Here is a 19,889-nt window from a genome sequence, read left to right on the forward strand (position 1 = left end):
GCGTCGCACCGTCCATTTACCGGGCCGGTGCCGCCACCCGCGGGACGGCACCACGGCCAGTTCGTTCGACCGCCGCGGACGAGACTCGCTGGACGGGCGCTAGGCGCCCGCGCCGCCGTCGACCGGCACGATCGCGCCGGTCACCATCGACGCGCGGTCGCTGAGCAGCCACGCCGCCACCTCGGCGACCTCGCGCGGCTCGGCCATGCGTCCCATCGGGACCGACTTGGCGAGCTGCTCGACGATGCCGGGCGTCGCGGCCTCCCACGCGTCGATCATCGCCGTCGCGGTGCCGCCAGGGGTGATGCCGTTGACCCGGATCCCTTCCGGCGCCCAGGTCACGGCCGCGCTCTCGGTGATGCTGTTGAGCGCGCGCTTCATGGCGCCGTAGGCGGGCAGCACCGGGTTCGCCCGGCGGCTGCCGATGCTGGAGGTGTTCACGATCGCGCCGCCTCCGGAGCGGCGCATGAGGGCCGCCTCGGCGGTCATGGCGGTCCAGTGGCCGCGGAAGTTGACCTCGAACTGCCGGTCGACGTCCTCGTCGCTGGTCTGGTCGATCGGGCCGGGCTGCTGGATCGTGGCGCCGTTGTTGAAGGCGCCGTCGAGCCGGCCGTGCAGCTCCTCGACCCGGGCGACGGCGGCGCGGACGCTGTCGCGGTCGCCGAGGTCGACGGAGATCGCGTCGGCGGTGCCGCCGCCGGCCCGGATCTCCCCCACGACGGCGTCGAGGGCGTCGGTGCCGCGGGCGGCGAGCACGACGGAAGCGCCTTCCTCGGCGAAGAGCCTGGCCGCCGCCTCGCCGATGCCGCGGCTGGCGCCGGTGATGAGCACGACCTTGCCGGCGAGCAGACCGGCGGAGTTGTTGTTCGTCATGGTCACCAGCCTTGGTCCCGGCCACGACCGGATACAGGTACCAGCGGTACCAGGCTCCGCCACCGCGGCACGGCCATACTCGGGTCATGGACAAGCAGCAGCTCGCCGAGTTCCTGCGCAGCCGCCGGGAGCGGTTGCGGCCGCAGGACGTCGGTCTGCCCTCCGGCCCGCGCCGCCGCACGCCCGGCCTGCGCCGCGAGGAGGTCGCGGTGCTCGCGCACATCTCCACCGAGTACTACGTCCGCCTCGAACAGGGCCGCGCGCCGCGCCCGTCGGCGGAGGTCCTCGCCGGGATAGCGGGCGCCCTGCTGCTCACCGACGACGAGTCCGGCCACCTGCACGTCCTCGCGGGCACCTCGCCGAACCGCTCCGGCCTGCACCGCCGGGACGTCCGCCCGAGCATCCTCGTGCTGCTCGACCGGCTGCCGCAGACGGCGGCGTTCGTCGTGTCGGCGGCGTTCGAGGTGCTGGCGTGCAACGACCTCACGGCCGCGCTGATGGAGGACTTCCGCGAGCTCGCCCCGCGCGACCGCAACCTGGCGCGCCGCGCGTTCCTCGACCCGGACCGGTCGCTGTACGGGGTGTCCGACGCCACGGAGTTCCGGCACCACGCCGTCATGCGGCTCCGGACGGTCGTCGCGCGCTACCCCGCCGACCCCGCGATCACCGGACTCGTCGACGAGCTGCTCGCCGGCAGCCCCGAGTTCGCGCGGCTCTGGGAGCGGCACGACGTGCAGGCCGCGACGATGCTCACGAAGTCGTTCGACCACCCGATGGTCGGCAGGATCACCGTCGACTGCGACTCGCTGGAGCTCACCGAACGCGACCAGCACCTGGTGCTTTACAGCGCGCCGCCCGGATCGCGCGACGCGGAGGCGCTGGCGCTGCTCGACGTCGTGGGCACCCAGGCCTTCAGCATCGACCGGCCCTGATCATGTGAGCGATAACATCGAGGCCGGTTCCCGCTTCACAGAAGCTAAAGTGAACGCTCACATTTAGCGTTGACCCCGCGGGCCGCCCGCCGCTACACCTGGACGAGCAGCGTTGCCGAGCGGGTGGAGCCCTCCATGTCCTCATCGTTGAGTCGTCGCCGGCTTCTCCAGGCCGCGGGGGTGGCCGCTCTCGCGACCGCCTCCCCCGCCCTCACCCCCGGCGCGGCGCAGGCCGCCGCGGTACCCCCCGCGCGCGGCGACGCCGGCGTCTCGGCCTTCCCGTTCGACCTGACCGAGGTGCGGCTGACCCAGGGCCGCTGGCTCGACAACCAGAACCGGGTGCTGTCCTACCTGCGGTTCATCGACGTCGACCGGCTGCTCTACAACTTCCGCGCCAACCACCGCCTGTCCACCGGCGGCGCCGCGGCGCTCGGCGGGTGGGAAGCCCCGAACTTCCCCTTCCGCACGCACAGCCAGGGCCACTTCCTCACGGCCTGGGCCCAGGCGTGGGCCGTCCTCGGCGACACGACGTGCCGGGACCGGGCGAACTACATGATCGCGGAACTGGCCAAGTGCCAGGCGAACAACGCGTCCGCCGGGTTCGCCTCCGGCTACCTGGCGGGCTTCCCGGAGTCGGACTTCGACGCACTGGAAGCCGGGTCGCCGAAAGCGGTGTCGTACTACTCGCTGCACAAGACGCTCGCCGGGCTGCTCGACGTGTGGCGGCTGATCGGCAACACCCAGGCGCGCGATGTGCTGCTGCGCCTCGCCGGGTGGGTGGACACGCGCACGTCGCGCCTGTCGTACGCCACGATGCAGCGCGTCCTGGGCACGGAGTTCGGCGGCATGAACGCCGTGCTGGCCGACCTGTACCAGCAGACCGGCGACGCGCGGTGGCTGACGGCGGCGCAGCGGTTCGACCACGCCGCGGTGTTCGACCCGCTCGCCTCGGGCCAGGACCGGCTCAGCGGCCTGCACGCCAACACGCAGGTGCCGAAGTGGATCGGCGCGGCGCGCGAGTACAAGGCGACGGGCACCACCCGGTACCGCGACATCGCGCTCAACGCCTGGAACATCACCGTGAACGCGCACACCTACGTCATCGGCGGCAACAGCCAGGCCGAGCACTTCCGCGCGCCCGGCGCGATCGCCGCGTACCTCGGCACGGACACGTGCGAGGCCTGCAACACCTACAACATGCTGAAGCTGACCAGGGAGCTGTGGCTGACCGACCCCGGCCGGGCCGCCTACTTCGACTACTACGAGCGCGCCCTGCTCAACCACCTGATCGGCCAGCAGAACCCGGCGGACCCGCACGGCCACATCTGCTACTTCACCGGGCTCAACCCCGGCCACCGCCGCGGCAACACCGGACCCGCCTGGGGCGGCGGCAACTGGAGCACCGACTACAGCACGTTCTGGTGCTGCCAGGGCACCGGCATCGAGACCAACACCAAGCTCGCCGACTCGATCTACTTCCACTCCGGCACCACGCTCACGGTGAACCTGTACGCGCCGTCGGTGCTGACGTGGTCGGCGCGCGGCATCACCGTCACCCAGAGCACGACCTACCCGGCGAGCGACACCACCACGTTCACGGTCACCGGCACCGCGGCGGGCTCGTGGACCATGAGGTTCCGCATCCCGGCCTGGACCACGGGCGCGACCGTCAGCGTCAACGGCACCGCGCAGGACGTGACCGCCACCCCCGGCAGCTACGCCTCGCTGACGCGGTCGTGGACGTCCGGCGACGTGGTGGCGCTGCGGTTGCCGATGCGCGTGGTCGCCCAGCCCGCCAACGACAACTCCGGTGTCGTCGCGCTCACCTACGGCCCGGCGGTGCTCGCGGGCAACTACGGCAACACCGGGCTGTCGTCGTTGCCGTCGCTGGACGTCGGCTCCGTCACCCGCACCAGCACGTCGTCGCTCTCGTTCACGGCGACGGCCAACGGGACGCCGGTGAGCCTCGGGCCGTTCCACGACGCGCACGGCTTCAACTACACCGTCTACTGGAACTCCGGCGGGGGCGGCGCCGGCAGCCACCGCCTCGTCAACGCGGGCACCGGGATGGTGCTCGGCGTCCAGAACATGTCCACTTCGGATGGTGGCCTGGCCGTGCAGTGGCACGACAGCGGCACCGCGGACCACAACTGGCAAATGATCACCGACGGCTCCGACGTCCGGTTCCGCAACGTCCACAGCGGCAAGGTGCTGGGGGTGGAGAACATGTCGACCGCCGACAACGCGCGCGTGCTGCAGTGGGGCGACACCGGCACCGCCGACCACCGGTGGACGCTGCTCCCCCAGGGCGACGGCACGCACAAGATCCGCAACGCCCACAGCGGCAAGCTGCTCGGCGTCCTGAACGGCTCCACCGCCGCGGGCGCGCAGATCGTGCAGGACTCGGACAACGGCAGCGCGGACAACCGCTGGCGGCTGGTCGCCAACTGACGGCGCGGGGATCAGGCCGTCGGCGCGGCGGCCTGGTCGTCGTACTCCCGCTGGCAGCGCTGGATCTGCTCGCCGTGCTCGACGGTCCAGGCGTAGAGGTGGCCGAACGGCACGCGCAGCGACTCCCCCAGCGGCGTCAGCGAGTACACGACGCCGACCGGCGAGGTCGGCAGGACGGTGCGGACGATCATCCCGTTGCGCTCCAGCCGGCGCAGCGTCTGGGTCAGCACCCGCTGCGTCACGCCGCCGAGCCGCCGCTTCAGCTCGTTGAACCTGGTCGGCTTCTCCAGCACCGCCATGGCCATCATCGACCACTTGTCGGCGATCTGGTCGAGGATCGGCCGGCTCGGGCAGTCGGGGCTGAAGACGAGGTCCGGCTCGGTCGCGGTCACGGGTGGTGTCCTCCGGCATCCCTGGTGTCCCGAAAGTGCGTTCTTGCGCGAGGCTAGCAGCAGATTCGACCCTAGGTATCCATCGAATACCAAGCTGAACGGATCCGCTCATGAACTCCACGCTGCGCACCAGCACCGAAGACGGTGTGCTGACGGTCGTCTTCGACAACCCGCCGGTGAACGCTCTCGGCGCCACGACCATGCGCGAGCTGCGCGACCTGCTGACGGGACTGGAGAGCGACGACTCGGTGAAGGTCGTCGTGTTCGAGAGCGCGAACCCCGAGTTCTTCCTGGCCCACGTGGACATCGCCGTCCTGGACCAGCGCGAGGAACTGGAGGCGCTGGCCGCCTCCGCGCCCGAGGGCGTGAACGTGTTCCAGGCGGTCGGCGAGCAGATCCGCCACCAGCCGCAGGTGACGATCGTGAAGCTCGCGGGCAAGGCCCGGGGCGGTGGCGCGGAGCTGGTCGCGGCCGCCGACCTCGCGTTCGCCGCCGAGGAGACCGCCGGGCTCGGCCAGGTCGAGGCGCTCATGGGCATCACGCCCGGCGGTGGCGGCACCCAGTACCTGAGGGAGAGGGTCGGCCGCCACCGCGCGCTGGAACTGGTGCTGGCCGGCGAGCTGGTCGACGCCCGGACGGCCGCGGCGTACGGCTGGATCAACCGCGCGGTGCCCGCCGCCGAACTCGACGAGCACGTCCGCCGGGTCGCGCGCAACATCGCCTCGCTCGCCGCCGGGGTGATCGCCGCGGCGAAGAAGGCGTTGCCCCCCACCGAGTTCGGCGCGGGGCTCGTCGCCGAGAACGACGCCTGGGCGTCGCTGGTCACCCGTCCCGCCGCCCAGGCACTGCTGAGCGGCGCGCTGGCCGCCGGCGCCCAGACCGTGGAGGGCGAACGGGACCTGGAGGGCCTGATGCGTGGCATCGCCCACTCCTGAGTGACGACCGGCCCGGCCCCGTGTGACACTTCGTCCAGAATCTGACACTTTGTTCAGACCTGGAGGTGGCGTGACAGGAACCGCGGATGCCGTGTTCGCGGCGATGACCCCCGTGCTGGAGGGCATCGCCGCGACGTTCGGGCGCAGTTGCGAGGTGGTGCTGCACGACTACCGCGACCCGGAGCGGTCGGTCGTCGCCGTCGCGGGAGCGGTCACCGGGCGGCGCGTCGGCGACGCCATGAGCGAGATCGGCCTGCGCGTGCTCGCCGCCGGGGACGACGCGCGCAACGAGGTCGGGTACATCACCCGCGCCCAGGACGGGCGGCTGCTCAAGTGCACGACCCTGCCGTTGCGCGACGTGGACGGCACCCTGATCGGCGCGCTGTGCGTGAACGTCGACCTCTCGGCCATCAACCGCGCCACCGGCGTGCTCTCCGACCTGCTCGGGCTGTCGGCGGCGGAGGACACCGGCGCGACGACCGACTTCTCCGGCGACCTGGACCGGGTCGTCGACTCGCTGGTCGGACGCGCGGAACGGGCGCACGCCGTGCCCGTGACCGCGCTGGGCCGCGAGGACCGGCTGGCGCTCGTCCGGTCGCTGCACGACGCCGGGGTGTTCGGCCTGCGTGGCGCGCCGGGACGGATCGCGCAGCGCCTCGGGATCTCCCGCACCGGCCTCTACAACGACCTCGCCGAACTGAAGAAGGACAAGCCGTGACCCCCGTGTTCCTCGGCGAGGCCGAGTCGGCGGCGCTCGTCGACGACGACCTGGCGCTGGCCGCCGCGCGCGAGGCGTTCCTCGCGACCGCCACCGGGGCGACGTTCCCGGTCGTGATCGGGCACTCGTCGGAGCCGCGGAACAGGTTCACCCTCAAGTCCGGGTCCGCGGGCGACCTCGTCGGCGTGAAGGTCGGCAGCTTCTGGCCCGGCAACGCGGACCTGCCGCGGCACAGCTCGACGATCGTGCTGCTCGACCCCGCGACCGGCAGGCTGCGCGCGGTCGTCGAGGCCGCGGCGGCCAACGCCTACCGCACCGCGGCGGCCGACGCGCTCGCCGTGCAAGCGTTGTCACGCGAGGACTCCCGCACGCTGACGGTGATCGGCACCGGGCACCAGGCGCTGCACGAGGTCCGCGCCGTCCGCCGCGTGCGGCCGATCGACCGGGTCCTCGTCGTCGGCCGGCGCGCGGACGCGGCACGGGAGTTCGCCGCCGCGGTGACCGCGCGGCTCGGGCTCCCCGCCGACGCGGTCGACGCCCGGACCGGGGTCACCTCCGCCGATGTGCTCGTCACGGCCACGACCGCCCGCGAGCCGTTGTTCGACGCCGCCTGGGTCCGGCCCGGCACGCACGTGTCCGCGATGGGCGCGGACGGTCCCGGCAAGCAGGAGCTGCCCGTCGCGCTGCACGACCGCGCGTCGCTGTTCTGCGACCTGCCGGACCAGTCGAACGCGATCGGCGAGTTCCAGCACACGCCGGTCGTGCCCGTCGCGCTCGGCGCGGTGCTCGCCGGTGACGCCGCGGGCCGCACCTCGGACGACGACGTGACGGTGTTCGACAGCTCCGGTTTCGCCCTGCAGGACCTCACCCTCGCCGCCGCGCTGCTGCGCCGTTCGTCAGGAGAGCCCCGATGACCGCTGTGGACACCCCCTACGCGGTGGTGGACGTCGATCGCCTGGACCGCAACGCCTCCCGGTTGCGCCACCACCTGCGGTCGCTCGGCGTGCCGCTGCGGCTGCACGTCAAGACGGCGAAGTCCGTCGACGTCGCCCGGCGCGTCCACGGCAGCGGCCCGATCACCGTGTCGACGCTCGCGGAGGCCGAGCACTTCGCCGGCGCCGGGTACCGCGGGACGTCCTGTACGCCGTCGGCATCGCTCCGGACAAGCTGCCGCGGGTGGGCGCCCTGCTGCGCCGCGGCGTCGCGCTCACCGTCCTGCTCGACAGCCTCGCGCAGGCCGAGGCGGTCGCCCGGTTCGCGCGGGAGGAAGGCCTCCGCGTCCCCGCGCTGGTCGAGATCGACTGCGACGGCCACCGCGGCGGCGTGCGACCCGGCGACCCCGCCCTCGTCCCGATCGGCCGGGCGCTCGGCGGCAACCTCGCCGGGGTGCTCACCCACGCCGGGGAGTCCTACTCCGCCTGCACCCCGGACGCGCTGCGCGAAGCGGCGGAGAACGAGCGGGAGGTCGCCGTGCGGGCCGCGACCGTGTTGCGGGACAACGGTTTCGCCTGCGAGGTCGTCAGCGTCGGCTCCACCCCGACCGCCCACGCGGCGACGGACCTGACCGGGGTCACCGAGGTCCGCGCGGGCAACTACGTCTTCTTCGACCTCGTCATGGCGGGCATCGGCGTCTGCACCACCGACGACCTGGCGCTGTCCGTCGTCGTGACCGTGATCGGCCACCAGCCCGGCCGCAACCAGGTGATCACCGACGGCGGCTGGATGGCCACCTCGCGGGACCGCGGCACGCAGGCCCAGGCCGTCGACCAGGGGTACGGGCTCGTCGCCCGCCTGGACGGCGAGCTGGTCGACGGGCTGCTGATGACCGGGGCGAGCCAGGAGCACGGCGTGCTCGGCGCGCGCGACGGCGGGCCGGTGCCGGACCTGCCCATCGGCACGCGGCTGCGCATCCTGCCCAACCACGCCTGTGCGACGGCGGCCCAGCACGACCGGTACGAGGTCGTCGGCACCGGCGTCGCGCCTGCGACGTGGAGCCGGCTGCGCGGCTGGTGACTACCCTCGCAGGATGCCCCAGCGGACCGGTCGCGGAGACCTCTTCACCCCCAGCTGCCCGACCAGGCTGCTGCTCGACCGCATCGGCACCAAGTGGACCTCGATGGTCGTGAAGCTGCTGGCCGAGGCCGGTGCCGGCGAGGTCCGCTTCGCCGAGCTGCAACGGCGGATGCCCGGCGTCTCGCAGAAGATGCTGTCCTCGACGCTGCGGTCGCTCACCACCGACGGCCTGGTGGCGCGGCGGGTCGAGCCGACCGTGCCGCCGAAGGTGCACTACCGGCTCACCGAGCTCGGGCACTCGCTCGAGGTGCACCTGGCCGGCCTGCGGGAGTGGGCGGAGACGCACATCGGCGAGATCGTGCGGGCCGGGGCCGTTACCCGCGAGGAACCACCTGACGCGGAAGTGCCGTCTTCCCGATGACGCCGGGCGTTCCTACCGTCGGGGCATGATCGAACCGCGCAAGATCCACGCCAACGGCGTCGAGCTGAACGTCGCCGTGACGGGCACCGGGCCCGCGATCGTGCTGCTGCACGGGTTCCCGCACACCTGGCAGCTCTGGGAACCGGTCATCCCCGCGCTCGCCGGGACCCGCACCGTGGTGGCACCGGACCTGCGCGGCCTCGGCGCCTCCTCCCGTCCCGCCTCCGGCCACACCGCCGCCGACGTCGCGGCGGACGTGACCGGGCTGCTCGACGCCCTGGGCATCGAGCGCGCCGACGTGGTGGGCATCGACCTCGGCACGCCGCCCGCGTTCCTCGTCGGGCTCGAACACCCCGGCCGCGTGCGGCGGCTGGTGCTGATGGAGGCGCTGGTGGGCACGCTTCCCGGCGCGGAGGAGTTCCTGCGCGGCGGTCCGCCGTGGTGGTTCGGCTTCCACGGTGTTCCCGGGCTCGCGGAGACCGTCCTGCCGGGACACGAGCGCGAGTACCTCGACTTCTTCCTGCACGCGGGCACGGCGGGCGACGGCGTCACCCCGCGGTTCCGCGAGGCGGTGCACCGGGCCTACACCGGCCGGGAGGCGCTGGCGTCCGCGTTCGAGCACTACCGGGCGCTGCCGGAGAGCGCCCGGCAGATCGCCGGGGCCGTCGGCCGGCGGCGGCTGCTCGTGCCGACGTTCACGGTCGGCGCGGCCCCGGTCGGCGACGCGACGCGACGGCAGGTGGAACTCGTGGGCGACGACGTGCGCGGCGTCGTCCTGCCGGACTGCGGCCACATCGTCCCGCAGCACCGGCCGGAGGCGCTTCTCGCGGCGCTGCGGGGATTTCTCGGCTGATCAGGCGGTCGGGTCGGTCGCGAGCGCGACGTCGAGCAGCTCGCCGAGCTGCTGGACCTGCGTCGCGGAGAGGTGCCGGAACGACAGGTCCACGACGCCGTCGGCGAGCTCCTGCCCCGCCACGCGCAGCCGCTCGCCCTCCTCGGTGAGCCGGTGGCGCACGGGCCGCCCCGGCCCCGGCAGCCGTTCGATCAGGCCCCGGTCGGCCATCCGCGCGGCGAGCGTCCCGAACGACTGGTCGGTCTGGAACGTCAGCACCGCGAGGTCGTGCAGCGAGGCGTCCGGGTGGCGGTGCAGGTGCCGCAGCACGTCCCACTGCACGAGCGACAGCCCGAGCGGCGCGAGCGCCCGGCTGAGCGCGCGGTGGTGGCGGTGCTGCAGGCGCTTGACGGCCAGGGCGACTTCGGCGGGCTGGTAGGGCATGCCGCCGAGCCTACCGCAGTGAACTCAGGTTGCTTAGGTAAGGAACCTGATCTAAGTTTCCTTACCTAAGCAACCTGAGTTCAAAGGAGCCCCCATGACCTCCACCCGGATCCCCCTCGGCACGGTCGAGCTGACCGTCCGGGACCGCGACCGCACCCGCCCGTACCTGCTGCTGCACGGCGGCGGTGGCGTGGCGACGATGGCCGGGTTCGCCGACCTGCTCGCCGACCGCGCGCACGCCCGCGTGCTGCTGCCCACCCACCCCGGTTTCGGCGGCACGCCCAAACCGGACGACCTCACCGGCGCCACCGGCCTCGCCCGCACGTACGCCGCCCTGCTCGACGAGCTCGACCTGACCGGCGTCACCGTGGTCGGCAACTCCTTCGGCGGCTGGGTCGCCGCCGAGATCGCCCTGCTCGGCAGCCCGCGCGTGCGGGCCGCGGTGGTGGTCGACGGGATCGGCGTCGAGGTCGAGGGCCACCCGCAGACCGACGTCCGGGGCCTGTCCCCCGCCGAGCTCCAGCAGCTCTCCTGGCACGACCCGGCCCGGGCCCCGCGGCCCGCAGGCGTGCCCGGCCCCGGCCCGGACGTCCAGGCCCTCCTCGGCTACACCGGCCCCGCGATGACCGACCCGACGCTCGCCGGGCGGCTCGGCGGGGTGGAGGTCCCGGTGCACTTCGTGTGGGGCGAGAGCGACGGCATCGTCAGCGCGGACTACGGCAGGGCGTTCGCCGCGGCGGTCCCGGGGTCGACGTTCGCGCTGCTGCCGCGCAGCGGCCACCTGCCGCAGCTGGAGACGCCGCAGGAGCTGCTCGACGTGCTGCTCGCGCCGCGATGACTACGCGACGGGCCGGCGCCGCTTGTCGCGGGTGTAGATGATCGCCGACTTGCCGTCGCCGGGGCTGCGCCGGTCGAACTCGAACAGCGTGGTCGCGGTGATCAGGTCGCTCAGCTTGGAGTAGCCGTAGGTGCGGGAGTCGAAGTCGGGGCGCTGCTTGGTGATGATGCTGCCCACGGACGCGAGCGCCGCCCAGCCGTCGTCGTCCGACGCCGCCTCGACCGCGGTGCGCAGCTGCTTCACCAGCGCCTTGTCCGCCTTGAGCTGCTCGGCGGCCGTGGAGGTCTTCGGCTTCGGGGTGGCCTCGACCGGCGGCGCGATCAGGTTCTCGATGTAGATGAACTTGTCGCAGGCGGCCACGAACGGCTGGGGCGTCTTGCGCTCGCCGAAGCCGTAGACGGTGAGGCCGGACTCGCGCAGGCGCGCGGCGAGCCGGGTGAAGTCGCTGTCGCTCGAGACGATGCAGAAGCCGTCGAAGCGGCCGGAGTAGAGCAGGTCCATCGCGTCGATGACCATCGCCGCGTCGGTGGCGTTCTTGCCGGTCGTGTACGCGAACTGCTGGATCGGCTGGATCGACTGCGCCAGCAGGTGGTCCTTCCAGCCCTTGAGGCTCGTGCCGGTCCAGTCGCCGTAGGCCCGCTTCACGTGGGCGGTGCCGTACTTGGCGACCTCGGCCAGCAGTCCTTCGGTGATCGACGGACGCGCGTTGTCCGCGTCGATCAGCACCGCGAGCCGTGCCGTGTTCTCGCTGGCCATCAGTCCGAGCCCCTCGCCGTCCGTCCACACCGGTCGCTGGGATTATCCGTGATCGGCGGAAGGCGGACAGTGGACCTGCACAGCTTCATCGACCCCGGGCTCCTCCAGCACGTCGGGCAGGCGCGCGCGGAGAACGCACAACGCGGCATCAGACGAGGCCCGGGCACCTACGAGGAGGTGCTGGCCGCGCGGACGCCGCCGGCCGGCGGCTCCGAGGTCGTCGAGGCCGGCGGCCGGAGCGTGCCCGTGCGAATCCATCTGCCCGAGGGCGCCCCTCGGGGCGTTCTGCTCGACTTCCACGGCGGCGGCTTCTACCTGGGCTCGGCCGCGCAGGACGACGAGCGCAACCGGCGGCGGGCGGACGCGCTCGGCGTGGCGGTCGTCAGCGTCGACTACCGGCTCGCCCCGGAACACCCCTGGCCCGCCGCCCCCGACGACGCCGAGACCGCGGCGCTGTGGCTGCTCGAGCACGCCGGGGAGCGGTTCGGCACGACCAGGCTCGCGATCGGGGGCTTCTCGGCGGGCGCCACGCTCGCCGTCGCCGCCCTGCTGCGGCTCGGGGACCGCGCCGCGCGCTTCGCCGGGGCCGCCCTGCAGTTCGGCACGTACGACCTGAGCGGCACGACGCCCGCGGGCAGGCTGATCGCCGGCGAGTACTTCCTCCAGGCCTACGCGGGCCACGCGCCCGACCGCACCCTGCCCGACATCTCCCCCGTCTTCGGCGACCTGCGCCACCTGCCGCCGGTGCTCGTGGTGGTCGGCGCGCTGGACGTCCTGCTGGAGGACAACCTCGCGATGGCGGCCCGGCTGGCGGTGGCAGGCGAGGTCGAGCTGAAGGTCTACCCGGAGTCGCTGCACGGCTTCACCAACCGCGACAACGAGATCGCCCGCGCGGCACGGCGGGACATCGAGCGCTGGCTGGCCGAGCGGCTCTCCTAGACTCCGGGTCCTCAAAGATCGACAACCGAGGTGGCGAGATGAAGCTGGCCGATGTCACGCGGACCGCACTGGCCTGCGTCCGGATCTTCAACGGCGCGCTGGGCCTGGTCGCCGCGAACCGGATGGCGGCGAGCCTGGGCGACGAACTGGGCGACGACAAGCGGTTCGTCTACCCGGCCCGCATGTTCGGCATCCGCACGCTGGTCCTGGGCGTCGACCTGCTGACGCTGCGGCCGGACGCGCCGAACGCCCGCCGGGTGCTGGGCCAGGCCGTCCTGATCCACGCCACGGACACCGCCGCCGCGCTCTACGCCGGCAGGCGCGGCGAGCTGCCGGCCAAGGCGGCGAAGCTCACGACGATCATCTCGGCCGTCAACACCGGGCTCGCCGTCGTCTCGCTCGTGGCGTCGGAGAAGACCGGCCGTCCCGGCACGAAGTAGGTAAGGCTGCCCTGAGCGGACGGGTAACGTACCGGGGCGTGAGCATCGTGGTGGAGCGGCGCGGGCCCGACCCCGCGCCGGTGGGGGCGAGTCCGCGCCGGCGGCGGCTGACCGGGCTGGCGTGCCTGGTCGTGCTGCTCGCCGCCGGAGCGGTGCTGTCGCTGGTGATCGGCGCCCGCGCGCTGTCGCCCGCCGAGGTGTGGCAGGGGCTCTTCGGCGATCCCGGCACCGACCAGCGGCTCGTCGAGATCACGCTGATCGTGCAGACGCTGCGCGTGCCGCGGACGGTGCTCGCGGTCGTCGCGGGTCTCGCGCTCGGCGTCGCGGGGGCGTTGATCCAGGGCCACACCCGCAACCCGATCGCCGACACCGGCCTGCTCGGCGTCAACGCCGGGGCGTCGTTCGCGGTGGTGCTCGCGGTCCACCTGGTCGGCCTGCAGAACCCGGTGCAGTACCTGTGGTTCGCGCTCCTGGGCGCCGCGGCGGCCGGGGTGGTCGTGTTCGGCCTGTCGAGCCTCGGCCGCGGCGCCGGCAACCCGCTGACGCTGGTGCTGGCGGGCCAGGGCATCACGATCTTCCTGACGGCGATGACCGGCGCGGTCGCGCTGGCGGACAAGCAGGCGCTCGACGTGCTGCGGTTCTTCAACGCGGGTTCGGTGCAGGGCGTCGGCTGGAACGTGATCATCGTCGCGTCGGTGTTCATCGCCGCCGGGCTGGTGCTGGCGGCGCTGAACCTGCCCGCGATCAACCTGCTGAACCTCGGCGACGACGTGGCGCGCGGCCTCGGCGTGAACATCGCGCTGGGCCGGACGACCGGCGTGCTGGCCGTGACGCTGCTGGCGGGCGCGGCGACGGCGGCGTGCGGGCCGATCGCGTTCCTGGGCCTGATGGTCGCGCACGTCGCGCGGTGGTTCACCGGCCCGGACTACCGGTTCCTGGTGCCGTGCGCCGGTCTGCTCGGCGCCGTGGTGCTGCTCTTCGGCGACATGGCGGGCCGGCTCGTCGTGCGCCCGGCCGAACTGCAGGCGGGCATCGTCATCGCCCTGCTCGGCGCCCCGTTCTTCGCGGCGCTGGTCTGGCTCGGGAAGTTCAGGCAGGCATGAGCACCGGCATGCACCCCGGAGTCCGCGTCGGCCCCTGGTCGTGGGTCTGGCGGCCGTGGACCGCGCTCGCGACCCTGCTGCTGGCCGCGGCGACGTTCCTGGTCTTCTGCGTGTCGATCTCGGTGGGCGACTTCACGATCGAGCTCGGCGCGGTGCTGCGGACGCTGGTCGGCCAGGGCGAGCGCGTCGACGAGTTCGTCATCATGGACCTGCGCATGCCCCGCGCCCTGGTGGGCCTGATCGCGGGCATCGCCCTCGGCGTCTCCGGCGCGCTCACGCAGTCGGTCGCCCGCAACCCGCTGGCGAGCCCCGACGTCCTCGGCATCACCTCCGGCGCCAGCGCCACGGCGGTGTTCGTCGTGACGGCGAGCGGTGGCGCCGCCCTCGGCGGCTCCCTGGGCCTGCCGGCCGCGGCGCTGCTGGGCGGCCTGCTGACCGGGTTGCTCGTCTACTTCCTGGCGTGGAAGAAGGGCATCGACGGGTTCCGGCTGATCCTGATCGGCGTCTCGGTGAACGCGGCCATGCAGGCGGTCACGACGTGGCTGCTGGTGCTGGCGGACATCCGCGACGTGGCCCGCGCGCAGGCGTGGCTCGTCGGGTCGCTGAACGCGCGCACCTGGACCGAGGTGTGGACGTCGCTGTGGCTGACGATCGCGCTCGTCGTGGTCGTGCTGTTCGTGGCGTTCCAGTTGCGCCCCATGCACTTCGGCGACGACGTGGCCGCCGGGCTCGGCGTCCGGCACGGGGCCGTGCGGGCGGTGCTGCTGCTGTGCGCGGTGCTGCTGGCCGGTGTCGCGGTGAGCGCGGCCGGGCCGGTGCCGTTCGTGGCACTGGTGGGACCGCAGATCGCGATGCGGCTGCTGCGGTCGCCGGTGCCGCCGCTGGTCGCGTCCGGGCTGTTCGGGGCGTTGCTGCTGATCGGGTCGGACCTGGTCGCCAGGGCGCTGCTGCCGAACGACCTGCCGGTGGGGATCGTGACCGCGATCATCGGCGGGCCGTTCCTGGTGTACCTGCTGGTGCGGGCGAACGTGAAACGCGCGGCCTGAACCGTTCTCCGTTGTTCCAGCCGAATCATTGCTGGAAAACGACGCACCGTCGTGCCATCATTCTCGCCGCACCGTTCCGGTGACCATTCCAGAACTATTCCCGGCGAGCGGCCAACATTCCCATGCGAATCCCACACCAGGACCAGGACACACCGGCCGAGTCCGCCGCACCGCCTCCCTCGGCGCGCGCCAAGGTCTTCAGCGGCGCCGGCGTGTTCGCCGACGTCGCGGCCGTGGTGGTCGTCCTCCTGGAGGGCAGGGGCGCCGTCGCGGCGGTCGTGGCGGCGATCGCGGTGCTCGCCGGGATCGGGACGATCGCCCTTCGGTTCCGCGGAAGCCTGCGCATCGGCCTGATCATCCTGACCGTCGCGGCCGTCGTCCTCACCATCGCCTACCTCGGCCCGGAGCGGGTCCGCGGGTGGATCAAGCCGCCGGGCCCCGGCGCGGACGGCCGGACGTCCGTCTCGCACACCACGTCCCCGCCGGCACCTCCGGCACCTCCGGTGAAGGTGCTCGAGATGCCGCTGCACATGCCGTACAAACCGCCGCAGAACTCGCTCGACCTGGAAACGTCGACATTTCCGGTGAGCAGCACCGACAAGAGCGCCGACATCGCGATCGAATGCCGCGACGTCGAGGACTTCCGTTCGAGCTGCCCGCCCGGCGGGACGATCGACTACTACGCCGAGCCCCTCAACGGGACGGAACTGGTGGCCGCGGACTCCCCCGACCCCGCGGCCTGCCGCGACCGGGCCGGGTACAGCGGTTCCCAGGTGCCCGTGCGGCAGTCGGCGTTCTACTGCCTGCGGACGACCGGCGCGTACGCGGTCCTCCGCATCACCTCCGCCCCGGTCACCAGACCCGCCGGCGCGGCCGAGGTGATCACGGTGCGGCTCGAGGTGACGATGACCGCACGGTAGCCCTGAGGCCAGGCTCACCGAAGTAAGGTCGTCCTATGGCCGCGTTGCGCACAGATGCCGCCCGCCTGGGCGCGGAGGGCGTCACGGTCGGGTACGCCGACCGGGTCGTCCTCGACAACCTCGACGTCACCATCCCGACGGGCGTGATCACCACGGTCATCGGCCCCAACGGCTGCGGCAAGTCGACGTTGCTGCGCACGCTGTCGAGACTGCTCAAACCGCGCCAGGGCACGGTGCTGCTGGACGGCGGCGACATCGCGCGGCTCAAGACCAAGGACGTCGCGAAGCGGATGGGCCTGCTGCCGCAGACCCCGATCGCGCCGGAGGGGCTCACGGTCGCCGACCTCGTCGCGCGCGGGCGGCACCCGCACCAGAGCTGGGTGCGGCAGTGGTCGAGCGACGACGCCGACGTGGTGGCCGAAGCGTTGCGGATGACCGGGGTCGCCGACCTCGCGCACCAGCCCGTCGACTCGCTGTCGGGCGGGCAGCGGCAGCGGGTGTGGATCTCCATGACGCTCGCGCAGGGCACGGACCTGCTGCTGCTCGACGAGCCGACCACCTACCTCGACCTCGCGCACGCCATCGACGTCATCGACCTCGTCGACGACCTGCACGAGGGCGGCTGCACGATCGTGATGGTGTTGCACGACCTCAACCTCGCGGTCCGCTACAGCGACAACCTCATCGTGATGAAGTCCGGCTCGATCGTGGCCCAGGGCCACCCGAGCGAGGTGATCACCGCCGAGCTGCTGCTCGACACGTTCGGCCTGCAGGCCGAGGTGATCGACGACCCGGTGAGCGAGCGGCCGCTGATCGTGCCGATCGGGCGGACGCACGTGGTACCGAAGAGTGACCGAGGACTAGGTTAGCCTGCCCTAACCAGGTGATAAGGTTCGGCTGTCCTAATTTCCCCCGCCGCGTGGGCAGCGAAGAACGAGGTGCCGAATGGGCCAGAGAACGACCATGACCTGGAAGCGACTGACCGCCGTGGCAGCAGCCGCGGTGGTCGGTGCCAGCGTCCTCGCCGGGTGCGGTTCCTCCACGCCTGCCACGACTCCCGACTCGGGCAACGCCTCCGGGGGCACGTTCCCGACCAAGGTCGAGCACTTCTTCGGCACGACGGAGATCAAGGAGGCGCCCAAGCGCGTCGTCTCCCTCGGCTACACCGACGACCAGACGATGCTCGCGCTCGGCACCGTGCCGGTCGGCATGGTCGACCAGTACCCCAACCCGGACGGCAAGTCGCCCGACATCAACACCCAGTGGGCCTGGGTGAAGGACAAGTGGGGCTCGGCCAAGCCCGAGGTCGTCATGAAGAACGGCGACACCGAGCCGAACTACGAGAAGATCGCGCAGCTGCGGCCCGACCTGATCGTCGCGGTCTACTCCGAGGCCGACCAGTCCTGGTACGACAAGCTCACCAAGATCGCTCCGGTGGTCGGCCGCACCAAGGCCGAGAAGGAGCCGTTCTCCGCCAAGTGGCAGGACAACGCGCTGCAGGTCGCCAAGGCGCTCGGCAAGGAGGCCGAGGGCGCCGAGATGATCAAGGACGTCGACGACAAGATGGCCGAGGCGAAGAAGGCGAACCCGGCCTGGGCGAACGAGACCGCGGTGGTCACCTCCTGGTACAAGGACGCCGTCGCGCCGTTCGCCACGACCGACGTGCGCGGCCAGGTGATCACCGGCATCGGCTTCAAGGGCAACACCAAGGTCGACGAGCTCGCGGCCGGCAAGTTCTTCGTGACGCTGTCGCCCGAGCGCATCGACGTGATGAACGTCGACCGGATCTTCGTGATCGCGGACGAGGCGGACCAGAAGTCGCTCAAGGGCTTCGAGCTCTTCGGCAACCTGCCCGCGGTGAAGGCCGGCAAGGTCCACTGGCTGCTCGACAGCGAGGGCCCGGCCATCGGCGCGGCGATCTCGCAGGCCACGCTCGCGTCCATGCCGTACGCGGTCGACGAACTGGTGAAGGCCGCCAAGTCGGCTGCCTAGCACGGACAACCCCCTCCGAAAGGCTTCTCCCTCGTGACCACGAGCGTCTCCGCCGCGTCCGCACCGATCCTGCGCACCGCGACCGGACGGGAAGCCCTTCGCTGGGTGCTCGATCACTGCCGTTCCGCTCCCGGGCTGCCGGTCGCCACCGTGGTGGCGACGGTGGCCGGTGCGGTGCTGCAGATCGTCCCGGTGTTCCTGCTGGGCACGGTGGTGGACGGGGTCGCCGGGGGGAGGGACCCGTCCGTCCTGTGGACGATCGGCACCGCCACGGTCGTGGCCGCGCTCCTCGGCGCGGTTATGACCGCGGTGTCCACCTACCTCGTCGGCCGGGTCGGCGCGGAGATGCTGGCACGGCTGCGGGAAGGCGCTGTCCGCGCGGTGCTCGGGATGCCGAGCGCGCGGATCGAGCAGGTCGGCCGCGGCGACGTGCTGTCGCGCGTCGGCGACGACGTCGCGGTGATCTCCAAGGGTTTCCGCACGGCCATCCCGACGATCTTCTCGGCGGTCGTGCTGGTCGTGATCGCGACGGCGGGCATGTTCGGGCTCGACTGGCGGCTCGGCCTCGCCGGCGCCTGCGCGCTGCCCGCCTACTGGTTCGCGCTGCGCTGGTACCTGCCGCGCTCGCAGCCGCTCTACCGCGCCCGCTCCGAGGCGCAGGCCGCCCGCGCCCAGGCGTTGATCAGCGGCCTCGACGGCATCGCCACGGTCCGCGCCTACCGCCTGGAGAGCACCTTCCGCGACCGGGTGACCGCCGAGTCGTGGCGGGTGCGCGACATCGGCATCGACGTCTTCCGGTTCTTCGGCCGGTTCATCGGCCGGGAGAACCGCGCCGAGTTCATCGGGCTCGGCCTGATCATCGTCGTCGGCTACCTGCTGGTGACCAACGGGCAGTCGTCGCTCGGCCAGGTCTCCGTCGCAGCGTTGCTGTTCCACAAGCTGTTCGTACCACTCGGGCTGATCATGGCGTTCTTCGACGAGGCGCAGAAGTCCGGCGCCGGGCTGACCCGGCTCGTCGGCGTCACCACCGAGTCCGGCGGCGACGAGCTCGTGCGCAGCGCGGTCGCGGTCGCGGCGGACGCCCGGCCGCTGCCGGTGTCGGTGCGCGGGCTTTCCTTCCGCTACCCCGATTCCGAGCACGACGTGCTCCAGGACGTCGACCTGGAGATCCCCGCCGGCACGTCGCTCGCGCTGGTCGGCGCGACCGGTGCGGGCAAGACGACGCTGGCCGCGCTGGTGGCCGGCACCGGCACCCCGCGGACCGGGTCCGTCCACATCGGACCGACGAACCTCGCCGACGTCGACGAGGCCGGCGCCCGCGCGCTGGTCAGCATCCTGACCCAGGAGGCCCACGTCTTCGCCGGTCCGCTGGCGGACGACCTGCGCCTGGCGGCACCGGACGCGACCGACGAGGAGCTGATGGACGCGCTGCGGACCGTCGGTGCCGGCACGTGGGTCGAGGCGCTGCCCTCCGGGCTCCGGACCGACGTCGGCGAAGGCGGCGAACGCCTCGACGTCACGAAGGTCGCCCAGATCGCGCTGGCCCGGCTCGTGCTCGGCCGCTCCCCCGTCGTCGTGCTCGACGAGTCGACGGCCGAGGCGGGCAGCCAGGGCGCTGCCGCATTGGAACGCGCCGCCCTCGCGGCGTGCCGCGGCCGCACGACGCTCCTGGTCGCGCACCGGCTCACCCAGGCGGTCGCGGCGGACCGGATCGCCGTGCTCGACGCGGGTCGCGTGCTCGAACAGGGCACGCACGACGAGCTCGTCGCGCGTGACGGGCGTTACGCGGCACTTTGGGCTGCTTGGCGATTCGGATCCACAAGTGGTTAGGTTAGGCTCACCTT

At 72.5% G+C, this 19,889-nt stretch carries 22 protein-coding genes; 17 read left to right on the plus strand and 5 right to left on the minus strand.

From position 1 onward, the window contains the following. Positions 1-99: 99 nt before the first annotated feature. Positions 100-873: an SDR family NAD(P)-dependent oxidoreductase gene (locus ACFWGZ_RS10550; RefSeq protein WP_382451222.1), complete on the minus strand. Its 774-nt coding sequence runs from the start codon at positions 871-873 to the stop codon at positions 100-102. Positions 874-959: 86 nt separating this feature from the next. On the opposite strand from ACFWGZ_RS10550, the gene ACFWGZ_RS10555 reads away from it, so the two are divergent. Together ACFWGZ_RS10555 and ACFWGZ_RS10560 are read left to right on the plus strand one after the other, a co-directional pair. Then, complete coding sequence (locus tag ACFWGZ_RS10555) at positions 960-1,805, plus strand: helix-turn-helix transcriptional regulator (RefSeq protein ID WP_382451223.1); 846 nt, start codon at positions 960-962, stop codon at positions 1,803-1,805. A gap of 135 nt (positions 1,806-1,940) precedes the next feature. Then, positions 1,941-4,256 carry a beta-L-arabinofuranosidase domain-containing protein gene (locus ACFWGZ_RS10560; RefSeq protein WP_382451224.1) on the plus strand — a complete coding sequence of 772 codons (2,316 nt, stop codon included), beginning with the start codon at positions 1,941-1,943 and terminating at the stop codon, positions 4,254-4,256. A gap of 11 nt (positions 4,257-4,267) precedes the next feature. Here the strand turns inward: ACFWGZ_RS10560 and ACFWGZ_RS10565 are convergent, their stop codons facing one another. After that, positions 4,268-4,648: a winged helix-turn-helix transcriptional regulator gene (locus tag ACFWGZ_RS10565; RefSeq protein ID WP_382451225.1), complete on the minus strand. Its 381-nt coding sequence runs from the start codon at positions 4,646-4,648 to the stop codon at positions 4,268-4,270. 110 nt (positions 4,649-4,758) lie between these two features. Here ACFWGZ_RS10565 and ACFWGZ_RS10570 point away from each other — a divergent pair, with 110 nt between their 5' ends. From ACFWGZ_RS10570 to ACFWGZ_RS10580, 3 genes are all read left to right on the plus strand, one after another. Beyond that, positions 4,759-5,583, plus strand: coding sequence for an enoyl-CoA hydratase/isomerase family protein (locus ACFWGZ_RS10570; RefSeq protein WP_382451226.1), 825 nt, complete (start codon positions 4,759-4,761; stop codon positions 5,581-5,583). 70 nt (positions 5,584-5,653) lie between these two features. Next, positions 5,654-6,301, plus strand: coding sequence for a transcriptional regulator (locus tag ACFWGZ_RS10575; RefSeq protein WP_382451227.1), 648 nt, complete (start codon positions 5,654-5,656; stop codon positions 6,299-6,301). Further along, positions 6,298-7,215 carry an ornithine cyclodeaminase family protein gene (locus tag ACFWGZ_RS10580; RefSeq protein WP_382451228.1) on the plus strand — a complete coding sequence of 306 codons (918 nt, stop codon included), beginning with the start codon at positions 6,298-6,300 and terminating at the stop codon, positions 7,213-7,215. The genes ACFWGZ_RS10575 and ACFWGZ_RS10580 overlap by 4 nt, the downstream gene beginning before the upstream one ends. Positions 7,216-7,231: 16 nt before the next feature. Here the strand turns inward: ACFWGZ_RS10580 and ACFWGZ_RS10585 are convergent, their stop codons facing one another. Next, positions 7,232-7,381 carry a hypothetical protein gene (locus ACFWGZ_RS10585; protein WP_382451229.1) on the minus strand — a complete coding sequence of 50 codons (150 nt, stop codon included), beginning with the start codon at positions 7,379-7,381 and terminating at the stop codon, positions 7,232-7,234. A 72-nt stretch (positions 7,382-7,453) separates the two neighbouring features. On the opposite strand from ACFWGZ_RS10585, the gene ACFWGZ_RS10590 reads away from it, so the two are divergent. From ACFWGZ_RS10590 to ACFWGZ_RS10600, 3 genes are read left to right on the plus strand one after another with little or no spacing between them, the layout of a single operon-like run. Next, positions 7,454-8,314 carry an alanine racemase gene (locus tag ACFWGZ_RS10590; RefSeq protein ID WP_382451259.1) on the plus strand — a complete coding sequence of 287 codons (861 nt, stop codon included), beginning with the start codon at positions 7,454-7,456 and terminating at the stop codon, positions 8,312-8,314. A gap of 13 nt (positions 8,315-8,327) precedes the next feature. Continuing rightward, entirely contained in the window at positions 8,328-8,735 is a 408-nt protein-coding gene (locus ACFWGZ_RS10595; protein ID WP_382451230.1) for a winged helix-turn-helix transcriptional regulator, read from the plus strand. A 25-nt stretch (positions 8,736-8,760) separates the two neighbouring features. After that, positions 8,761-9,588, plus strand: coding sequence for an alpha/beta fold hydrolase (locus tag ACFWGZ_RS10600; protein WP_382451231.1), 828 nt, complete (start codon positions 8,761-8,763; stop codon positions 9,586-9,588). Here the strand turns inward: ACFWGZ_RS10600 and ACFWGZ_RS10605 are convergent, their stop codons facing one another. Further along, a complete protein-coding gene (locus ACFWGZ_RS10605) occupies positions 9,589-10,011 on the minus strand; it encodes a MarR family winged helix-turn-helix transcriptional regulator (protein WP_382451232.1) in 423 nt (140 codons plus the stop codon). Between the two features lie 94 nt (positions 10,012-10,105). Here ACFWGZ_RS10605 and ACFWGZ_RS10610 point away from each other — a divergent pair, with 94 nt between their 5' ends. Then, positions 10,106-10,849 (plus strand): alpha/beta fold hydrolase, encoded by a 744-nt coding sequence (locus ACFWGZ_RS10610; RefSeq protein WP_382451233.1) that lies wholly within the window; start codon positions 10,106-10,108, stop codon positions 10,847-10,849. On the opposite strand, the gene ACFWGZ_RS10615 is transcribed toward ACFWGZ_RS10610, so the two are convergent. Beyond that, positions 10,850-11,605, minus strand: coding sequence for an NYN domain-containing protein (locus ACFWGZ_RS10615; RefSeq protein ID WP_382451234.1), 756 nt, complete (start codon positions 11,603-11,605; stop codon positions 10,850-10,852). It lies immediately after the preceding gene. Positions 11,606-11,653: 48 nt separating this feature from the next. On the opposite strand from ACFWGZ_RS10615, the gene ACFWGZ_RS10620 reads away from it, so the two are divergent. The 8 genes from ACFWGZ_RS10620 (at position 11,654) to ACFWGZ_RS10655 (ending at position 19,875) form a co-directional block, all read left to right on the plus strand. Continuing rightward, positions 11,654-12,544 (plus strand): alpha/beta hydrolase, encoded by an 891-nt coding sequence (locus ACFWGZ_RS10620; RefSeq protein ID WP_382451235.1) that lies wholly within the window; start codon positions 11,654-11,656, stop codon positions 12,542-12,544. A 38-nt stretch (positions 12,545-12,582) separates the two neighbouring features. Beyond that, entirely contained in the window at positions 12,583-12,984 is a 402-nt protein-coding gene (locus tag ACFWGZ_RS10625) for a hypothetical protein (protein WP_382451236.1), read from the plus strand. 38 nt (positions 12,985-13,022) lie between these two features. Next, positions 13,023-14,087: a FecCD family ABC transporter permease gene (locus ACFWGZ_RS10630; protein ID WP_382451237.1), complete on the plus strand. Its 1,065-nt coding sequence runs from the start codon at positions 13,023-13,025 to the stop codon at positions 14,085-14,087. Next, positions 14,084-15,133, plus strand: coding sequence for a FecCD family ABC transporter permease (locus ACFWGZ_RS10635; RefSeq protein ID WP_382451238.1), 1,050 nt, complete (start codon positions 14,084-14,086; stop codon positions 15,131-15,133). Before ACFWGZ_RS10630 ends, ACFWGZ_RS10635 begins: the two co-directional genes overlap by 4 nt. Before the next feature lie 122 nt (positions 15,134-15,255). Continuing rightward, complete coding sequence (locus tag ACFWGZ_RS10640; protein WP_382451239.1) at positions 15,256-16,053, plus strand: hypothetical protein; 798 nt, start codon at positions 15,256-15,258, stop codon at positions 16,051-16,053. Positions 16,054-16,088: 35 nt separating this feature from the next. After that, entirely contained in the window at positions 16,089-16,922 is an 834-nt protein-coding gene (locus ACFWGZ_RS10645) for an ABC transporter ATP-binding protein (RefSeq protein ID WP_382451240.1), read from the plus strand. A 94-nt stretch (positions 16,923-17,016) separates the two neighbouring features. Further along, complete coding sequence (locus ACFWGZ_RS10650) at positions 17,017-18,045, plus strand: iron-siderophore ABC transporter substrate-binding protein (RefSeq protein WP_382451241.1); 1,029 nt, start codon at positions 17,017-17,019, stop codon at positions 18,043-18,045. 33 nt (positions 18,046-18,078) lie between these two features. After that, positions 18,079-19,875, plus strand: coding sequence for an ABC transporter ATP-binding protein (locus ACFWGZ_RS10655; RefSeq protein ID WP_382451242.1), 1,797 nt, complete (start codon positions 18,079-18,081; stop codon positions 19,873-19,875). Positions 19,876-19,889: the final 14 nt, after the last annotated feature.

It is taken from the genome of Lentzea sp. NPDC060358 (genome assembly GCF_042725365.1).
Lineage (GTDB): Bacteria > Actinomycetota > Actinomycetes > Mycobacteriales > Pseudonocardiaceae > Lentzea.